Genomic DNA, 17923 nt, shown 5'->3' with positions numbered 1-17923 from the left:
AAGAGCGGGTAGTTTGCGCGCCCGCTGCCGCCGGACCGGTGACAGCGCCGGATGAAGGATTCGACGGCGGGGCACGCTGCCGGTTATGCTCGGACGGAGCGCGGCCGGCGTCGGTGCAGCGCGAAGGCGGCAAGGCTCGCGAGCAGCAGCGCGAACGTTCCCGGTTCCGGGATCGGAATCTGCAGTGCGGCGAACAGCGCGTCGGCGAGCGCGCGGTGTCCTGCGGTCGTCGGGTGGGTGTAGTCCCAGAAGAGATGGCGGTCGGCTTCGGCCGCGCTGCACAGCAGCTCGTATTGCGGCTGGCCGTCCGGCGTGACGCCGATCTCGCGCTGACACCAGTGCTGCGCGTCCGCGAGGCCAAACGCGGCAGGATTCATGACGACATCGTTAAGCAGCGCGAACGTGTCGAAAGTCCGGAGGTCGAGGTGATCGAAGCTGTCGAGCAACGCGGCGAGTGCAGCGTTGAACGCGAAGCTGACGGCAGTCGCCTCGTCGTTTCGCGCAGTCGCGCCGTTCCCGGTGGTCGCCGGCACGAGCCCCAGATCGGGGATGTTGGGAATCAGGAAATGATTCACCCCTTCGAGCGCGAGGGCCTCGATGGCCGTGCCGATTCGACCGATCGCCGCCTCGATCGTCGCGGCGGGCGGCGCACCGTCGAAAATGTCCTGGACATCATTCGATCCGACGAACAGGACGTAGAGCGCGTCGGGGTCCGCGCCGCCCGCAGCGCCGACGTATTGCTCCACTTGCTCGATGAAGCTCGACGAGCCGGGCAGGATCACCGCACCGGTCCCCGCGCCGCCATAGGCGTAGTTCGTCCCGCCGAGCCGCGACGGCTGCAGGTCGAAACCGAGCCGCCTCGCGAAGAGTTCCGAATATACCGGGCCATTCGAGAATCGCCCGGAAGCGGGGTAACCGATCGGGTCGGGGACGATGGGAAAGTCCGGATCGCCGGCGTTGATCGCGCTGCTGAGGAGGAAGTCGTTGCCGGTATCGGACAGGCTGTCGCCGAAGAAATAGACATTGCTGAAAGGGGCTGCGAGCGCCGTGACCGGAAGCAGCGTGAGCAAAAGCATGAACCGGATAGTGCTGGACATACGCATGAAGCCCTCGCTGCGTGGTCGATGAAGAGTCGTCCGGAGGCAGCAAGGAGCATTCCTGCGGCATGCAAACCGCTGTTTAAACGGGACAGCCTGAGGTATTTGGTTCGTGCGCAAGCGGGGCTGTAAATTTTTTCGACGCTTTCCTGCGGCTGGGGTCGACTGGCGGATTCGGCGAAGCACGAAGTGCTCGAAAACGTCCGGCCGCTCGACCGCTGCGGGCTACCGGCGAGAGATGATTGCGTGACGTTGACGTCAACGTCACAATACCGCCCGGCGATCTTCATGGATCGCCGGAGCCGAATCATTCCGCCAGCAGCGGACTGTTTCCCCGCTTCTGCGCCACGCCGTGGTGCAGGACGTGGCAGCCAGGGACTGCGAGCCGGCGTATAACACGCGTCGCGGACGGACGTCCGCGGCGTTGCATATGGGAAAGGAGAGCACATGACTGCAGTGGCCGAGTTTCTGAAAGCGCGCGACTTCCTGCTGGCCAACCGGACCGACTACGCCACCGCGTATGCCGGCTTCCAGTGGCCGCAACTGACCGAATTCAACTGGGCGCTGGACTACTTCGACACGATGGCGCAAGGCAACGACAAGCCGGCGCTGTGGATCGTCGAGGAAGACGGGCAGGAGGCGAAGCTGTCGTTCGCCGAGATGTCGGCCCGCTCGAACCGGGTCGCGAACTGGCTGCGCGCGCAGGGCGTCGCGCGTGGCGACCGCATCCTGATCATGCTCGGCAACGAAGTGCCGCTGTGGGAAACGATGCTCGCGGCGATCAAGCTCGGCGCGGTCGTGATCCCGGCGACCACGTTGCTGACGCCCGAAGATCTGCTCGACCGTCTCGATCGCGGCCAGGTCAGGCATGTCGTCATCGGCAAGGCCCACACCGACAAGTTCGCGGAACTTCCCGGCGACTACACGCGCATCAGCGTCGGCGGCGCGACTGGGGGCTGGCTCTCGTTCGAGGACGCATACGCAGCGTCGCCCGAGTTCACGCCTGAAGGGGTGACTCGCGTCACCGACCCGTTGCTGCTGTATTTCACGTCCGGCACGACGTCGAAGCCGAAGCTCGTCGAGCACAGCCACCAGTCCTACCCGGTCGGCCACCTGTCGACGATGTACTGGATCGGCCTGCAGCCGGGCGACCGCCACATGAACATCAGCTCCCCGGGCTGGGCGAAGCATGCGTGGAGTTGCTTCTTCGCGCCGTGGAACGCCGGCGCGTGCGTGTTCCTGTACAACTACAACCGCTTCAACGCGCGCGCGCTGCTCGATGTGCTGGTGAAATACGAAATCACGACGATGTGCGCGCCGCCGACCGTGTGGCGCATGCTGATCCAGCAGGATCTCGCGTCGGTGAAGACGAACCTGCGCGAGCTGATCGGTGCCGGCGAACCGCTCAACCCCGAAGTCATCGACCAGGTGAAGAAGGCGTGGGGCATCACGATCCGCGACGGCTTCGGCCAGACCGAAACGACTGCGCAGATCGGCAACACGCCGGGGCAGGTGCTCAAGTCCGGTTCGATGGGCCGCCCGTTGCCCGGCTACACGATCGCGCTGCTCGACGCCGACGACAAGCCGGCCGAAGAGGGCGAAGTGTCGCTGGTGCTCGCGAAGCGTCCGGTCGGGTTGATGCTCGGTTATGCCGGCGACGCCGAGAAAACCAGCGAAGTCATGCGCAACGGCCACTACCACACCGGGGACGTCGCGACCATCGATGCCGACGGCTACATCACCTACGTCGGCCGGGCCGACGACGTGTTCAAGGCGTCGGATTACCGCATCAGCCCGTTCGAGCTCGAGTCGGTGCTGATCGAGCACCCCGCGGTCGCCGAAGCCGCGGTCGTGCCGAGCCCGGATCCGGTGCGCCTTGCGGTGCCGAAAGCCTACGTGATCCTCGCCCCGGGCTTCGAGGCCGGCAAGGAGCTCGCGAAAGACATTTTCGCCTTCACGCGCGACAAGCTCGCACCATACAAGCGCATTCGCCGCATCGAATTCTCGGACCTGCCGAAGACCATCTCGGGCAAGATCCGGCGCGTCGAGCTGCGCCGGAGCGAGCAGGGCAAGGACGCCTCGACAGTGCGCGGCGCGCTGGAGTTCTTCGAAGAGGACTTCCCGGAGCTGAAAGGCTGATCCCGAAAGACCCGTTCGCGCTGGGCCGGTAGCACGGCACCGTTCGGGCGTCCACAAGCTCTGCCCGAACGGGACCGGAACAGTTGCGCACCGCATCACCGGAGCCGCCCGGCCGCTGCAAAGCTGGTACAATTGCGGCCGTGGCGGGTCTCCCCGCATTGCAGCGCGGTGAACCTGGTCAGGGCCGGAAGGCAGCAGCCACAGCCGTTCCCTGCAAGTGCCGGGGGTCAGGCTCGCCACCCCGAAACAATCGCGCGAAGGGCGTCTTCCGATGAAGACGCCCTTCGGCTCATTTGGGCCGGCGGCGCCCGTTTCACGCGCGCATGCGTGTTGTCCGTCGGGCGGGGGCGCCGCGGGACGAGGGCCGCTCTGCTAGAATCCTGCCATGAGTTATCAGGTTCTCGCCCGCAAGTGGCGCCCGAAGAATTTCGCGACGCTGGTCGGCCAGGAACACGTCGTCCGGGCGCTCAGCCATGCGCTCGCGAGCGGCCGGCTCCACCACGCGTGGCTGTTCACCGGCACGCGCGGCGTCGGCAAGACGACCATTTCGCGCATTCTCGCCAAAGCGCTGAACTGCGAGACCGGCGTCACCCCCGAGCCGTGTGGCACTTGCGCCGCCTGCCGCGCGATCGACGCGGACCGTTTTCCCGACTACGTCGAGATGGACGCGGCTTCGAACCGCGGCGTCGAGGACATGGCGGCGCTGCTCGACAAGGCGGTCTATGCGCCGGTGCAGGGGCGCTACAAGGTCTACATGATCGACGAAGTCCACATGTTGACCGGGCATGCGTTCAACGCGATGCTGAAGACGCTCGAAGAGCCTCCCGAACACGTCAAGTTCATCCTCGCGACGACGGACCCGCAGAAAATCCCGGTCACCGTGCTCTCCCGCTGCCTGCAGTTCAACCTCAAGCAGATGCCCCCGGGCCACATCATCGACCATCTCGGCGGCATCCTCGAGGCCGAAGGCGTGCCATTCGAGGCCCCCGCACTGCGCCACCTTGCCAAGGCGGCAAACGGCTCGATGCGCGACGCGCTGTCGCTGCTCGACCAGGCGATCGCGCACGGTTCGGGGCGCGTCGAGGAAGAGCCGGTCTCGCACATGCTCGGCACGGTCGGCGACGACCATCTGTATGCCGTGCTCGACGCGCTGGCAGCGGGCGACGTCGCCGGGATGCTCGCAGTGGCCGACCGCATGGAGGCGCGCAGTCTGTCGTTCGACGCGGCGTTGCAGGCGCTCGCCTCGCTGCTGCACCGCATCGCGCTCGCGCAGTTCGCCCCGGCGGCGATCGCCGACGAGGCGGAACGCCAACGTCTCGCCCCGTATGCCGAGGCTTTCGACGCCGAGTTCCTGCAACTCGCCTACCAGATCGCCATCCACGGGCGCGATGAACTGTCGCTGGCGCCGGACGACTATGCGGGCTTCACGATGAGCCTGTTGCGCCTGCACGCGTTTCGCCCCGAACAGCCGGCGCCGCTCGGCAGTCCCGACGATGCGGCGGGCGGAGGCGGGGCCGGGCGCGCGCGTGTCATCTCTCCGTCGCCCCGGCCGGCCGCGAGCTTCGCAGCACGAACGACGGCACCGGTGGCGCCACGCGATGCGGCGCCGCCGGCAAGCCCCGCGGTCGCAAAGGTGCTGCCGCCGGAGCAGCCCCGACGCGAACGCGCGATCGCCGAAGCCGGGACAGCTTCGTCGCCGGGCCGCGCCGGGGCAGTCACCGAAAGTCCGGTCGAACCGTCGAACTCCGTTCCGCCGTGGGAGGATCTGCCGCCGGAAGCGTTCGCCGAAGGCTCCGTGTCGCAAGCGGTCTCGTCGGCTGTGTCGGGCCCCCTGCGCTCAGGCAACGCGGAGGTCGAGCGGGCTGTGCCAGAACGAAGCGCGACGGCGGCAGCCGGGAGTGCTGTTGCGTGTGCCGAGCGGCAGCAAGCCACGGCTGCGTCCGCTGGCACAACGATGACCGGAATCGCGTCGGCCTTCGCAGCCGGCGGATGGCATGCGATCCTGCGCGCACTGGGCCTTGGCGGGATGGTGCGGGAACTGGCGCAGCACTGCGAATGGGCCGGATTTGCCGACGGCGTGCTGAACCTTCGGCTGTCCGAGACCCATCGCCATTTGCTCGGCATGAATCCGGGGCTCGTCGACCGCCTGCAGGACGCGCTCGCGGTGCAATATGGGAGTCCGCTGCGGCTCAGGATCGAGACCGGCGCGATCGCCGGCGAAACCCCGGCGCAGCGCGACCAGGCAGAAAAACGGGCGCGGCACATCGAGGCCGTCGCGGCGCTCGAGAGCGACCCTTTCGTGCGTGAACTGATGGAACGATTCGACGCGTCCCTCGTGGAAGCGTCGGTAAGACCACTTTGAATTCCTCATGCGGAGAATCTGGCGATGATGAAAGGCGGAATTGCCGGGCTGATGAAACAGGCCCAGCAGATGCAGGAAAACATGAAGAAGATGCAGGACCAGCTGGCTTCGGTCGAAGTCGAAGGGCAGTCGGGCGCCGGGATGGTCAAGGTGCTGATGACCTGCAAGTACGACGTGCGCCGGGTGACCATCGACGACTCGGTGATGGACGACAAGGAAATGCTCGAGGATCTCCTCGCCGCCGCTGTCAATGACGCGGTGCGACGTGTGGAAACCACGACGCAGGAGAAAATGGCGGGCTTCACGTCCGGCCTCAACCTGCCGCCCGGGATGAAGCTGCCGTTCTGAATGTCCCCTTCCAGTCTCGACGAGCTGATCGACGCGCTGCGCGGCCTGCCCGGAGTCGGGCCGAAGTCCGCGCAGCGCATGGCCTACCATCTTTTGCAGCGCGACCAGCGCGGCGCCGACCGCCTTGCCCGGGCGCTCGGCAATGCGCTCGCGGTGCTGCGTCATTGCGAACGCTGCAACACGTTTACCGAAACCGAGATCTGCCAGCGCTGTGCGAGCCCGCAGCGCGACGCGTCGCTGCTGTGCGTCGTCGAAATGCCGGCCGATCTCGCGGTGATCGAGCAGACCCATGCGTACAACGGCCTGTATTACGTCCTCATGGGCCGTCTGTCGCCGCTCGACGGCATCGGTCCGCGCGAGCTCAAGTTCGACAAGCTGCTCGCCCGGGTCGCCGACAGCACCGTGCAGGAAGTGATCCTCGCGACGAACTTCACGAATGAAGGCGAGGCGACCGCCCACATCGTCGCGGAACTGCTCGCCGCGCGTGGCATCAGGGTCAGCCGTCTGTCGCGGGGCGTGCCGGTGGGCGGCGAACTCGAGCACACCGACACCGGCACGATCGCGCAGGCGCTCGTCGAGAGGCGCCCCCTCTGATTCCCCGGAGTAGGCTGTTGCACCGCACAAAACGCCGCGTTGCCGCTGCGTTCCGGGCCTTCGTGCGCGATGCTAAATACATGATCCGAATACACCTTTGAGCTTTATGCTTTTTATGTTGCGGCCAGTTTGATAGAATCCGGCAGTTTTTTTGTATCCGGGAATGGCTTTCTTTTCAGGAATGATGTCATGAGCATGGATCAGAAGATGGACAGTGGCCGTCGCCAACTGCTTGTCGCAACGTCGGCGGTCGGTGGCGTTGCAGTGGTCGCGACGGCGGTGCCGTTCGTTGCCAGTTTGACGCCGTCGGAACGCGCCAAGGCGGCAGGCGCTCCGGTCGAAGCGGATATCGGCAAGCTCGCACCGGGCGAGATGATGACCGTGGAGTGGCGCGGCAAGCCGGTGTGGATCCTGCGGCGCACGCCGGAAATGCTCGCGTCGCTGGAAAAGACCGAGCCGCTGGTGAGCGATCCGGCTTCGGAAAAACCGATGCAGCCGGAATACGCGCAGAACAAGCACCGTTCGATCAACCCCGAATACCTCGTCGCGGTCGGCATCTGCACCCATCTGGGCTGTTCGCCGAGCGACAAGTTCAAGGTCGGTGCCGAAAGCGGCGTGGGGCCGGACTGGCCAGGCGGTTTCCTGTGCCCCTGCCATGGCTCCCTGTTCGACCTTGCCGGGCGCGTCTATCGCAGCATGCCGGCGCCGGACAATCTCGAGATTCCGCCCTACAAGTTCCTCGCGGATACGCGGATTCTCATCGGTGACGACGCAAAGGCCTAAGCGATGACTACAAAATCACAAGAACTGATGCACTGGATCGACGCGCGCTTCCCGCTCACGTCGACCTGGAAGGCGCACCTGTCGGAATACTACGCGCCGAAGAACTTCAATTTCTGGTACTTCTTCGGCTCGCTGGCGCTTCTGGTGCTGGTGATCCAGATCGTGACCGGCATTTTCCTGGTCATGCACTACAAGCCCGATGCTTCGCTGAACGCGTCCGGCGTCCCCGTCGCGTTCGCGAGCGTCGAGTACATCATGCGCGAAGTGCCGGGCGGCTGGCTGATCCGCTACCTGCACTCGACCGGCGCGTCGGCGTTCTTCGTCGTCGTCTACCTGCACATGTTCCGCGGCCTGCTGTACGGCTCGTACCGCAAGCCGCGCGAGCTGATCTGGGTGTTCGGCACGCTGATCTTCCTCGCGCTGATGGCCGAAGCGTTCATGGGCTACCTGCTGCCGTGGGGACAGATGTCGTTCTGGGGGGCGCAGGTGATCGTGAACCTGTTCTCCGCGATCCCCGTGATCGGGCCGGACCTGTCGCTGATCATCCGCGGTGACTACGTCGTGTCCGACGCGACGCTGAACCGCTTCTTCTCGTTCCACGTGATCGCCGTGCCGCTGGTGCTGATCGGCCTGGTGCTGGCGCACATCGTCGCGCTGCACGAAGTCGGCTCGAACAACCCGGACGGGGTCGAGATCAAGAAGAAAAAGGACGCCAACGGGATCCCGCTCGACGGCATTCCGTTTCACCCGTACTACACCGTGAAGGACATCATGGGCGTGGTCGGTTTCCTGATCGTGTTCTCGGCAATCCTGTTCTTCGCGCCCGAGGGCGGCGGCTACTTCCTCGAGTACAACAACTTCATCCCCGCCGACCCGCTGAAGACGCCGCCGCATATCGCGCCGGTGTGGTACTTCACGCCGTTCTACTCGATCCTGCGCGCGGTCACGTACCCGCTGTTCGGCGTCGATGCGAAGTTCTGGGGCGTCGTCGCGATGGGTGCGTCGGTCGTGATCATCGCCTTCCTGCCGTGGCTCGACCGCAGCCCCGTGAAGTCGGTCCGCTACAAGGGCGGGCTGTTCAAGGCGATCCTCGCAGTGTTCCTGGTCGCGTTCTTCATCCTCGGCTACCTCGGCGTGCTGCCCCGACCCCCGGCCGTACCCTGGTCGCCCAGATCTGCTCGGTGCTGTACTTCGCGTTCTTCCTGTTGATGCCGTGGTACAGCAAACTCGACAAGTGCAAACCCGAACCGGAAAGGGTGACGTTCAAATGAGCATTCGTGTGATCAAGACTCTCAAGCGCCTGGCCGCCATCGTGCTGTTCGCACCGGCTCTCGCGCTGTCGGCCGGGGCGGAACTGCACCTCGACAAGGCACCGGTCAGTTCGGAGCCGGCCGCGCTGCAAAATGGCGCCAAGGTGTTCGTCAACTACTGCCTGAACTGTCACAGCGCGAGCTTCGCGCGTTACAACACGCTGCAGCAGATCGGTCTCGACGAGCAGCAGATCCGTGACAACCTGATGTTCACCGGCGAACGCATCGGCGACCTGATGAAGATCGCGATGCGTCCGGCCGAATCGAAAGTGTGGTTCGGCGTGACGCCGCCCGACCTGACGCTGATCGCGCGCCAGCGCGCATCCGAGTTCGGCAGCGGTGCCGACTGGCTGTACACGTATCTGCGCCAGTTCTACCGTGATCCGGCGCGCCCGACCGGCTGGAACAACGTGGTATTCGGCAACGTCGGCATGCCGCACGCGCTGTGGGAACTGCAGGGCCAGCAGATCGCGAAGGTCACCGAGCACGAGGACGGCACGAAAGCGGTCGCGCTCGAACTGGCGACGCCGGGCACGATGAGCGTCGAGGAATATGACAAGACGGTTGCCGATCTGGTCTCCTTCCTGGTCTGGATGGGCGAGCCGATGGCCGACAAACGCAAGACGATCGGGATCTACGTCCTGATCTTCCTGGCGGGGCTGTTCGTGCTCTCCTATGCTTTGAAGAAAAATTACTGGAAGGATATTCACTGAGCGCCCGCCGGACCTGATCCGCACACTCACTGAATCTGACGCACCACGCGGTCATCGCGTGGTGCGCTTTGCTTTTGTATCAGGAGCTGCAACAACATGATGAACCTGTATTCCGGCACAACCGATCCGTTCAGTCACCGCTGCCGGATCGTGCTCTTCGAAAAGGGAATGGACTTCGAGGTCATCGACGTCGACCTCTACAACAAGCCCGAAGACATCGCCGTCATCAACCCGTACAACCGGGTGCCGGTGCTGGTCGACCGCGATCTCGTCCTGTACGAGGCGAACATCATCAACGAGTACATCGACGAGCGCTTCCCCCATCCGCAGCTGATGCCGCCCGACCCGATCCTGCGCGCGCGCGCCCGCCAGCTGCTGCACACGTTCGAACACGAACTGTTCTCGCACATCGACGTGCTCGAGAAAAACCAGAAAGGCGTCGAAAAGAGCCGCGCCCACGTGCGTGACCAGCTCGTCCAGCTCGCACCGATCTTCGTCAAGCAGAAGTTCATGCTCGGCGACGAGTTCTCGATGCTCGACGTCGCGATCGCGCCGTTGCTGTGGCGCCTCGAGCATTACGGCATCGAACTGCCGAAGGCCGCTGCGAACCTCATGAAATACGCCGAGCGCATTTTCAGCCGGCAGGGCTTCATCGATGCCCTGACTCCGTCCGAAAAGGTGATGCGGCGCTGAACGCCGAGGCTCCCTGTAAGGGGAGCGACCTGACCATGACAAACACATCTACCAAACCCTATCTGCTTCGCGCCATTTTCGAATGGTGCGTCGACCAGGGCTTCACGCCCCATATCGCGGTACTCGTCGACGAGCGTACCGTGGTCCCGTCGGGCTACGCACAAGACGGACAGATCGTGCTCAACCTGGGTCCCGAAGCGACGCAGCAACTCGTCATGGGCAACGAGCTGATCACTTTCCAGGCGCGTTTCGGCGGCGTCGCCCACGCACTCTCGGTCCCGGTGTCGAATGTTCTTGCGATCTACGCACGGGAGAACGGGCACGGCATGGCGTTCGAACTGGAAGCCGCCGTCGAGGCACCGGATGTCCCGACCGAGCAAGTCGGCGGACAGCAGGACGAGAGCAATCCTGTCGCGACGCCCCCTGCGGAAAAGCGCCCGACAGCACCTCGCAACCATCTGAAGATCGTCAAGTAAGCGGCTGCGGCACCGGCCGCGGCGTTCGGGCGAATTCGAGGCCGGGGTCGAATCGGGAGGGTGTGCCGGTCCGGGTTCGCCGGCCCGCGGTAGCGGGACTGCGGGTGCGGCGAAGGCACCCGGTCCAGCGGGACGGGCGTTGAGATGCCAAGCTCAGACCATGTTTCCCAGGAATGGAAAGTTGCGCACCGGCACCGGACGACCCGACATCAGGGCGGTGAGGCAGCTGGCAGAGCCGCAGGCGAGCGTCCATCCGAGCGTCCCGTGGCCGGTGTTGTACCAGAGGTTCGGCACGCGGCTGCGTCCGATCAGCGGGACATTGCCGGGCGTCGCGGGGCGCAGCCCGGCCCACAGCTGCGCCTTGGCGGTGTCGGTGGCGCCGGGAAAATGCGACTCCAGCCAGTCCAGGATGGCCTGGCAGCGGGCCGGGTTGATGCCGGTGTTGTAGCCGTTCAATTCCGCCGTCCCGGCGACGCGCAACCGCTCGCCCAGCCGCGAGCACACGATGCGGCGCGATTCGTCGGTGAGGCTCACGCTGGGCGCGCGCTCGGGGTCGCGTAGCGGAACCGTGACCGAGTACCCTTTCACCGGGTAGATCGGCAGGTGCTCGCCGAGCGGGGCGACCAGCGGACGGCTGTAGCTGCCGAGACACAGCACGTAGGCCGCGGCGGCGAGGCCCCCGTTGCGCCCTTCGGCGTCATGGACTTCGAGACCGTTGATGCGCCCGCCGCTGTGGTCGATGCGCGTGACCGTGGTGTTGTAATGAAAGCGCACGCCTGCTTGCGCGGCCCGCTCGGCAAGTGCCTGGGTGAAACCGAAAGCATCCCCCGACTCGTCGTTCGGGGCATACAGGCCGCCCGCAAGCTCTCCGGCAGTGGCAGCGAGCGCAGGTTCGATCGCGACGCATTCGTCGCGGCTGCACGAGCGGGCCCGGATGCCGTAGGTCGCGAGTTGCGCAACCTTCGCGCCGACGCGCGCAAACTCATGCGGCGTAAAGAACAAATGCAGAATGCCGCGTTCGAGATGGTCGTACGCGAGGCCGGTTTCGGCGCGCAGCGCCCGCAGGCGTTCGCCGCTATGCACCGCGAGACTGGCAATCGCCGCGGTGTTGCGCCGTACGCGATGCGGCAGGCATTCGCGCAGGAACGCGAGCGTCCAGGCCCATTGGGCGGTGTCCGCGTGGGGGCGGAACAGCAGCGGAGCGTCCTCGCGGCCGAACCAGCGCAGCGCGTTGAGCGGCGCCGCAGGGTTCGCCCAAGGTTCAGGGTGACTGATCGAGATCTGGCCGCCGTTCGCGTAGCTGGTTTCGAGCGCGGCCTCGGGCTGGCGGTCCACCACGCTTACTTCGAAGCCCGCCTTGGCGAGATACCAGGCGGTGGTGACGCCGGTGACGCCGGCGCCGAGAACCAGAACGTGCATAGTCAGCGAGTGGGTTGAACGGAAACAGTTTTTGAGCCGCGCCGAACCGGACGTCGCCGATGCTCACGTGGCGCAGTCGAGGCGGGGCAGATGCAGGGGCAGCGATTGCCGAAGGATCATAACCGCGTTCGCGCACGATGGTGCGCTCGATCGCCTTCCGCGGGATAATCCGCGCCGCAAGCTTGCGAAACAAACTGAAGTCTGGCCCGGCTGGACCAACAAGGAGTCAATTCATGCGACGCGTCACGCTAACCCAATTCCTGATCGAGCAGCAGCGCGCCGGTCGCACCAGCCCGGACCTGCGACTGCTGATCGAAGTCGTCGCCCGGGCGGTGAAGGCGATCGCCGTCAATGTCTCGAAAGGGGCGCTTGCCGACCTGCTCGGCGAAGCGGGCACCGACAACATCCAGGGCGAGGCGCAAAAGAAGCTCGACGTGATCGCGAACGAGATCCTGCTGCAGGCCAACGAATGGGGCGGGCACCTCGCGGCGATGGCGTCCGAAGAGGTCGAGGAAGTGCATCAGATTCCGTTCGACTATCCGAAGGGCGGCTACCTGCTGCTGTTCGATCCGCTCGACGGTTCGTCGAACATCGACGTCAATATCTCGGTCGGCACGATCTTCTCGGTGCTGCGCTTTCCGGAGGGCATCAAGGAGCCGACTGAAGCGTGCTTCCTGCAGCCCGGGCGCGAGCAGGTCGCTGCGGGGTACGCGCTGTACGGTCCGTCGACGCTGCTGATCCTCACCGTTGGCCACGGCGTGCATGGCTTCACGCTGGACCGCGAGATGGGGAGCTTCGTCTACACCCACCCGTTCATGACGGTGCCGGTGGATACCCAGGAATATGCAATCAACGCATCCAACGCGCGCCACTGGGAGCCGCCGGTGCAGCGCTACGTCGCGGAGTTGCAGCAGGGCAGGACGGGGCCGCGCGGCAAGGATTTCAACATGCGCTGGGTCGCCTCGATGGTCGCCGACGTGCATCGCGTCCTCACGCGCGGCGGCGTCTTCATGTACCCGCTCGACGAGAAGTGCCGCGACCAGGGCGGCAAGCTGCGCCTGATGTACGAGGCGAATCCGATGGCGATGCTCGTCGAGCAGGCCGGCGGCTCGGCGACGACCGGACGCCAGCGGATTCTCGATGTGCAGCCGGAAAAGCTGCACCAGCGCGTCCCGGTGATCCTCGGTTCGACCCATGAAGTGGAGCGCGTGACCGCTTATCATCTCGAAAGCTGAGCCGGGGGATCCCGGAGCGGGGGCCTGTTGCCGGACCGCGGGGCGGGCACTCGGTCCGCCAGCCCGACGGCGCGGCAAGAGCCGGACACTGCCGAGTCCGTAGCTCTGCCGTAGAATCTCGGCATGACAGTTTTGCGGACTCATGCATGGCTGCGGCTGCGGCTCATCACGCTGTGCCTCGGGCTTTCGTCCGGCACCGGGTTCGCCCAAGCCCCGCTGCAGGTCGAACTCGACGCGCCCGACAGCGTGCGGCCGCTGCTCGAGCGCCATCTGCGCATCCTCGCTCCCGACGGCCAGGTCTTGCCGGACGTGCAGGCCGACCGCATCGCGCTGGCCCGGCGCACGCGGCGCGAAGCGGCGGAACTGCTCGCGACCGAAGGGTATTTCACGCCCGAGATCCGCTTGCAGCGCGAGCCGGACGGCCGGTGGGGGCTGTCGGTCGAGCCCGGTCCGCGGGCGAGCATCGCCGCTGTCGAGCTGCTGTTCGACGGTGATCTGGCCGGCGACGGCGAAGCGCGCGCGGCACGTCGCGCTGCGCTGCGCCGCGCCTGGGCGCTCGCGCCGGGAGAGCCTTTTCGCCAGAGCGCGTGGGACGACGCCAAGGCGCGGCTCATCGACGGCGTCGCGCTGCGCGATTACGCTGCAGCGCGCATTGTGGGCAGCCGTGCCGAAGTCGATCCCGACAACGCGACGGTGCAGCTTTCGGTGACAGTCGACTCCGGGCCGCGCTTTTTCCTCGGCCCGCTCGAAGTGTCGGGCCTGCAGAATCTTCCGCCCGACTTCGTCGAACGTCTCAACATGCTCGAGCCCGGCGAGCCGTTCGACCAGGAGCGTCTCCTCGCGCTGCAGACTGCATTGCAGAACTCTCCGCAGTTCGCCTCGGTGATCGTCGATGTCGAGCGCGATCCGGCGCTTGCCGCTGCCGTGCCGATTCGGGTCCAGGTCACCGAAGCGCAGTCCCGATACCTCGGTTTCGGCGTCGGTTACTCGACCAACACCGGTTTTCGCACCGAGATGAGCTGGCGCGACGTAAATTTACTCGACCGCGGCTGGGAGCTTGCTACCGGAGTGCGGCTCGAGCAGCGCCGTAACGCCGCATACGCGGATGTTTTCCTGCCGCCTGCGCGCGCCGGCCATCGGGACAGCTTTGGTGCCGCGATCGAGCGCAGCACCGTCGAGGGGCTTACGCTGATGACCCAGGCACTGGGTGTGGCGCGCACCAGGACGCGCGGCAACATCGACACGCGCCTCGCGCTGCGCCTGCAGCACGAGCAACGCGACCCCGACGGCGCACCGTCGACGAGCCGCAATTCGCTAACGGCGAACTGGACGTGGGTCCGGCGGCGGGTCGATGACCTCCTCGATCCGCGACGAGGCGACGTGCTGCAGTTCGACATCGGCGGCGGCGCGAAGGCGGCACTGTCCGACCAGGATTTCCTCCGGCTTTACGGCCGCTATGTGCGCTACCTGCCTTTTGTCGAACGTGACGTGCTGATCCTGCGCGTCGAAGGCGGCGCGACGCTGGGGCCGAGTCGCGATGGCGTGCCGCACGATTTCCTGTTCCGCACTGGCGGCACGCAGACGGTGCGCGGCTACGCGTTCGAGAGCCTGGGCGTGAGAGAGGGCGACGCGACGGTCGGCGGGCGTTACCTCGCCGCGCTCAGCGCGGAATATGTCCGCTGGTTCCTGCCGCAGTGGGGAGCGGCGGCGTTCGTCGATGCGGGCGATGCTGGCGACAGCCGCGACGCGTTCGCGCTCAAGACCGGCTACGGCGTCGGCGCGCGCTGGAAAAGTCCTGCCGGTCCGCTCGCCCTCGATCTCGCGTACGGTCACGACGAAAAGCGGCTGCGCCTGCATTTCGGCATCGCGATCGCGTTCTGAGTCCGGCGTCAGCGTGAGTCGTGGCGGCGGGAGCGGGTATTTCCGGCGCGGCGCCAGCAAATTATCCGGTTGCCGGACAACGCCGGTCACGGCTTGCCGGTCAGACCCCCCGGATTGCGCGTGATCCGGTCCGGCTGGATGTCGTTCGCCTCGCGGCTGCTGTCGTCGCGGCCGGCCGCACGGCGTTCGCCGGTCCCGGAAGCATCGGTGTCGCTGTCGAGATCGGTGTCGCCGATGTCCGCGCCGGCGCCACGACCATGATCGAGATCGGACGTCGTGCCGCTGTCCGTGGCGATGCCCGCGTCGTCAATCAGCCCCGGCGCCCCGGCGATGTCGCTGCCGCTGTCGGAACTGTCGCTCGGGCCCAGGTCGGCGGTGCTGTGACCGGGCGGTACGCTGGGAGTCTCGTCGCCACCGAGAATGCTGCTTTTGGCCATGTCTGCTCTCCTTTTCGAGGGAGCAAAGGGCGCAGCATTCGGCGTGCCCGGCCGCGATGGCAGGAAATCGCTTTCCGTGCTCTTGAAATCGGCGGGGGCCGTCCCTATTATTAGCACTCGTTGGCAGTGAGTGCTAACCGTCCCGGGCCGCTCCGCGCCCTTGATAATTTATGCTGCGGGTGCCCGCAGATATGTTGAATTCGAACTGAAGGAGTCATCTCGATGAAAATTCGTCCCTTGCATGATCGCGTGATCGTCAAGCGCCTGGAAGCCGAGCGCAAGACCGCCAGCGGCATCGTCATCCCCGACTCGGCCGGCGAGAAGCCCGATCAGGGCGAAGTGCTCGCCGTGGGCAACGGCAAGATCCTCGATGACGGCAAGGTTCGCCCGATGGCCGTCCAGGTCGGCGACAAGGTGCTGTTCGGCAAGTACGCCGGCCAGACCGTGAAAGTCGAGGGTGACGAACTGCTCGTCATGCGCGAAGAAGACATCATGGGCGTCGTCGAGGCCTGAGCGCCCGGTCGATCCCCGTCCCACGAATTCAAGGAGCAATGAACGATGGCTGCAAAAGAAGTCAAGTTTGGTGATTCCGCCCGTGACCGCATGGTCGCCGGCGTCAATATCCTCGCGAACGCGGTCAAGGTGACCCTCGGCCCGAAAGGCCGCAACGTCGTGCTCGAGCGCTCGTTCGGCGCGCCGACGGTGACCAAGGACGGCGTGTCCGTCGCGAAGGAAATCGAGCTGAAGGACAAGTTCGAGAACATGGGCGCGCAGATGGTCAAGGAAGTCGCGTCGAAGACTTCGGACATCGCCGGTGACGGCACGACGACCGCGACCGTGCTGGCGCAGTCGATCGTCCGCGAAGGCATGAAGTTCGTTGCCGCCGGCATGAACCCGATGGACCTCAAGCGCGGCATCGACAAGGCCGTGATCGCGATCACCGAAGAGCTGAAGAAGCTATCGAAGCCGTGCTCGACGAGCAAGGAAATCGCCCAGGTCGGCTCGATCTCGGCGAACTCCGACGCGGACATCGGCGAGATCATCGCCAAGTCGATGGACAAGGTCGGCAAGGAAGGCGTGATCACCGTCGAGGACGGCAAGTCGCTGCAGAACGAACTCGACGTCGTCGAAGGCATGCAGTTCGACCGCGGCTACCTGAGCCCGTACTTCATCAACAACCCGGACCGCCAGGTGGCGATCCTCGAGAACCCGTTCATCCTGCTGTTCGACAAGAAGATCTCGAACATCCGTGATCTGCTGCCGGTGCTCGAGCAGGTCGCGAAGGCCGGCCGCCCGCTGCTGATCGTTGCCGAAGACGTCGAAGGCGAAGCGCTGGCGACCCTCGTCGTCAACAACATCCGCGGCATCCTGAAGACCTGCTCCGTCAAGGCGCCGGGCTTCGGCGATCGTCGCAAGGCGATGCTCGAGGACATCGCCGTGCTGACCGGCGGCCAGGTCATCGCCGAGGAAGTCGGCCTGACGCTCGAGAAGGCGACGCTGGCCGAGCTGGGCCAGGCCGCACGCATCGAAGTCGGCAAGGAAAACACGATCATCATCGACGGCGCCGGCGAACCCCAGCGCATCGAAGGCCGCGTCAAGCAGATCCGCGCGCAGATCGAGGAAGCCACGTCGGATTACGACCGCGAGAAGCTGCAGGAGCGCGTCGCGAAGCTGGCGGGCGGTGTTGCCGTCATCAAGGTCGGCGCCGCGACCGAAGTCGAGATGAAGGAGAAGAAGGCCCGCGTCGAAGACGCGCTGCACGCGACCCGTGCCGCGGTCGAGGAAGGCATCGTCCCGGGGGGCGGTGTCGCGCTGCTGCGCGCCCGCGCGAACCTCGGCACCCTCAAGGGCGACAATCACGACCAGGACGCGGGCATCAAGATCGTGCTGCGCGCGCTCGAGCAGCCGCTGCGCGAGATCGTCTCCAATGCCGGTGACGAGCCGTCCGTCGTCGTCAATCGCGTCGTCGAAGGCACGGGCAATTTCGGCTACAACGCCGCGACCGGCGAGTACGGCGACCTGGTCGACATGGGCGTGCTGGATCCGACCAAGGTCGAGCGCATTGCGCTGCAGAACGCAGCCTCGGTCGCCGGCCTGATGCTGACGACCGACTGCATGGTCGGCGAGCTGGCTGAAGAAAAGCCGGCGATGGGCGGTATGGGCGGCATGGGTGGTATGGGTGGTATGGGCGGCATGGACATGGGCATGTAATGCCGGTCTGAGGTTCGCCTCGTGCTTCCGGGCTTTCGGGCCCGGGCGCCAAAGCAAACGGCTCCGCTGCGGCGGGGCCGTTTGCTTTGGCGCGGCGGGTGGACGTGTCGACGCGCCACGTTGCGGAAAGGTGGGATAATTGACCGATCGTGAGGAAAAAGGGGCAGGGAGCGCCGGTTGTGCAAACGGGCGCTCCCCGGAATGTGCGGGCCGAAAAGGCGTCGA

General features: G+C 65.7%; 15 protein-coding genes, 1 other RNA gene and 1 pseudogene. 14 read left to right on the top strand and 3 right to left on the bottom strand.

The window, feature by feature from the left end; all coding sequences use genetic code 11:
• Positions 1-83 precede the first annotated feature (83 nt).
• Positions 84-1076 carry an SGNH/GDSL hydrolase family protein gene (locus tag PA01_04350; protein KON80956.1) on the bottom strand — a complete coding sequence of 331 codons (993 nt, stop codon included), beginning with the start codon at positions 1074-1076 and terminating at the stop codon, positions 84-86.
• A gap of 468 nt (positions 1077-1544) precedes the next feature.
• On the opposite strand from PA01_04350, the gene PA01_04345 reads away from it, so the two are divergent.
• From PA01_04345 to PA01_04305, 10 genes and pseudogenes are all read left to right on the top strand, one after another.
• Positions 1545-3236: an AMP-binding protein gene (locus PA01_04345; protein KON80955.1), complete on the top strand. Its 1692-nt coding sequence runs from the start codon at positions 1545-1547 to the stop codon at positions 3234-3236.
• A 142-nt stretch (positions 3237-3378) separates the two neighbouring features.
• Positions 3379-3477: signal recognition particle sRNA small type (ffs, locus tag PA01_18540), an RNA gene on the top strand.
• Between the two features lie 144 nt (positions 3478-3621).
• Entirely contained in the window at positions 3622-5598 is a 1977-nt protein-coding gene (dnaX, locus tag PA01_04340; GenBank protein ID KON80954.1) for a DNA polymerase III subunit gamma/tau, read from the top strand.
• Between the two features lie 24 nt (positions 5599-5622).
• The gene (locus PA01_04335) at positions 5623-5946 is read left to right on the top strand and encodes a YbaB/EbfC family nucleoid-associated protein (GenBank protein ID KON80953.1); all 324 of its coding nucleotides are present in this window, start codon (positions 5623-5625) and stop codon (positions 5944-5946) included.
• On the top strand, positions 5947-6540 hold the full coding sequence (recR, locus tag PA01_04330; protein KON80952.1) for a recombination mediator RecR: 594 nt from the start codon (positions 5947-5949) through the stop codon (positions 6538-6540). It begins immediately after the preceding gene.
• A gap of 189 nt (positions 6541-6729) precedes the next feature.
• Positions 6730-7323, top strand: coding sequence for a ubiquinol-cytochrome c reductase iron-sulfur subunit (gene petA / locus PA01_04325; protein ID KON80951.1), 594 nt, complete (start codon positions 6730-6732; stop codon positions 7321-7323).
• A gap of 3 nt (positions 7324-7326) precedes the next feature.
• A pseudogene (locus PA01_04320) lies at positions 7327-8594 on the top strand (cytochrome bc complex cytochrome b subunit).
• Positions 8591-9346 carry a cytochrome c1 gene (locus tag PA01_04315; GenBank protein KON80950.1) on the top strand — a complete coding sequence of 252 codons (756 nt, stop codon included), beginning with the start codon at positions 8591-8593 and terminating at the stop codon, positions 9344-9346. The pseudogene PA01_04320 and the gene PA01_04315 overlap by 4 nt, the downstream one beginning before the upstream one ends.
• 96 nt (positions 9347-9442) lie before the next feature.
• Positions 9443-10039, top strand: a complete 597-nt coding sequence (locus tag PA01_04310; GenBank protein KON80949.1) for a glutathione S-transferase N-terminal domain-containing protein — start codon at positions 9443-9445, stop codon at positions 10037-10039.
• A 35-nt stretch (positions 10040-10074) separates the two neighbouring features.
• Entirely contained in the window at positions 10075-10515 is a 441-nt protein-coding gene (locus PA01_04305) for a ClpXP protease specificity-enhancing factor (protein ID KON80948.1), read from the top strand.
• 153 nt (positions 10516-10668) lie between these two features.
• On the opposite strand, the gene PA01_04300 is transcribed toward PA01_04305, so the two are convergent.
• A complete protein-coding gene (locus PA01_04300) occupies positions 10669-11934 on the bottom strand; it encodes a D-amino acid dehydrogenase (protein ID KON80947.1) in 1266 nt (421 codons plus the stop codon).
• Between the two features lie 233 nt (positions 11935-12167).
• Between PA01_04300 and PA01_04295 the strand changes: the two genes are divergently transcribed.
• Positions 12168-13169: a class 1 fructose-bisphosphatase gene (locus tag PA01_04295; GenBank protein ID KON80946.1), complete on the top strand. Its 1002-nt coding sequence runs from the start codon at positions 12168-12170 to the stop codon at positions 13167-13169.
• A 123-nt stretch (positions 13170-13292) separates the two neighbouring features.
• Positions 13293-15050 (top strand): autotransporter assembly complex protein TamA, encoded by a 1758-nt coding sequence (locus PA01_04290; protein ID KON82297.2) that lies wholly within the window; start codon positions 13293-13295, stop codon positions 15048-15050.
• Positions 15051-15136: 86 nt separating this feature from the next.
• Here the strand turns inward: PA01_04290 and PA01_04285 are convergent, their stop codons facing one another.
• Entirely contained in the window at positions 15137-15487 is a 351-nt protein-coding gene (locus PA01_04285) for a hypothetical protein (protein ID KON80945.1), read from the bottom strand.
• 222 nt (positions 15488-15709) lie between these two features.
• On the opposite strand from PA01_04285, the gene groES reads away from it, so the two are divergent.
• Together groES and groL are read left to right on the top strand one after the other, a co-directional pair.
• Complete coding sequence (groES, locus tag PA01_04280) at positions 15710-16000, top strand: co-chaperone GroES (protein ID KON80944.1); 291 nt, start codon at positions 15710-15712, stop codon at positions 15998-16000.
• Positions 16001-16045: 45 nt separating this feature from the next.
• A complete protein-coding gene (groL, locus tag PA01_04275; GenBank protein KON80943.1) occupies positions 16046-17698 on the top strand; it encodes a chaperonin GroEL in 1653 nt (550 codons plus the stop codon).
• Positions 17699-17923: the final 225 nt, after the last annotated feature.

This window comes from Azoarcus sp. PA01 (genome assembly GCA_001274695.2).
Lineage (GTDB): Bacteria > Pseudomonadota > Gammaproteobacteria > Burkholderiales > Rhodocyclaceae > Aromatoleum.
This window is presented reverse-complemented; position numbering and strand designations above follow the sequence as displayed.

What these genes read in the sequence shown, in the direction of transcription:
- PA01_04350 (KON80956.1), bottom strand. Translation starts at nt 1,076, where the DNA reads ATGCTTTTGCTCACGCTGCTTCCGGTCACGGCGCTCGCAGCCCCTTTC.
- PA01_04345 (KON80955.1), top strand. Translation starts at nt 1,545, where the DNA reads ATGACTGCAGTGGCCGAGTTTCTGAAAGCGCGCGACTTCCTGCTGGCC.
- dnaX (KON80954.1), top strand. Translation starts at nt 3,622, where the DNA reads ATGAGTTATCAGGTTCTCGCCCGCAAGTGGCGCCCGAAGAATTTCGCG.
- PA01_04335 (KON80953.1), top strand. Translation starts at nt 5,623, where the DNA reads ATGATGAAAGGCGGAATTGCCGGGCTGATGAAACAGGCCCAGCAGATG.
- recR (KON80952.1), top strand. Translation starts at nt 5,947, where the DNA reads ATGTCCCCTTCCAGTCTCGACGAGCTGATCGACGCGCTGCGCGGCCTG.
- petA (KON80951.1), top strand. Translation starts at nt 6,730, where the DNA reads ATGAGCATGGATCAGAAGATGGACAGTGGCCGTCGCCAACTGCTTGTC.
- PA01_04315 (KON80950.1), top strand. Translation starts at nt 8,591, where the DNA reads ATGAGCATTCGTGTGATCAAGACTCTCAAGCGCCTGGCCGCCATCGTG.
- PA01_04310 (KON80949.1), top strand. Translation starts at nt 9,443, where the DNA reads ATGATGAACCTGTATTCCGGCACAACCGATCCGTTCAGTCACCGCTGC.
- PA01_04305 (KON80948.1), top strand. Translation starts at nt 10,075, where the DNA reads ATGACAAACACATCTACCAAACCCTATCTGCTTCGCGCCATTTTCGAA.
- PA01_04300 (KON80947.1), bottom strand. Translation starts at nt 11,934, where the DNA reads ATGCACGTTCTGGTTCTCGGCGCCGGCGTCACCGGCGTCACCACCGCC.
- PA01_04295 (KON80946.1), top strand. Translation starts at nt 12,168, where the DNA reads ATGCGACGCGTCACGCTAACCCAATTCCTGATCGAGCAGCAGCGCGCC.
- PA01_04290 (KON82297.2), top strand. Translation starts at nt 13,293, where the DNA reads ATGACAGTTTTGCGGACTCATGCATGGCTGCGGCTGCGGCTCATCACG.
- PA01_04285 (KON80945.1), bottom strand. Translation starts at nt 15,487, where the DNA reads ATGGCCAAAAGCAGCATTCTCGGTGGCGACGAGACTCCCAGCGTACCG.
- groES (KON80944.1), top strand. Translation starts at nt 15,710, where the DNA reads ATGAAAATTCGTCCCTTGCATGATCGCGTGATCGTCAAGCGCCTGGAA.
- groL (KON80943.1), top strand. Translation starts at nt 16,046, where the DNA reads ATGGCTGCAAAAGAAGTCAAGTTTGGTGATTCCGCCCGTGACCGCATG.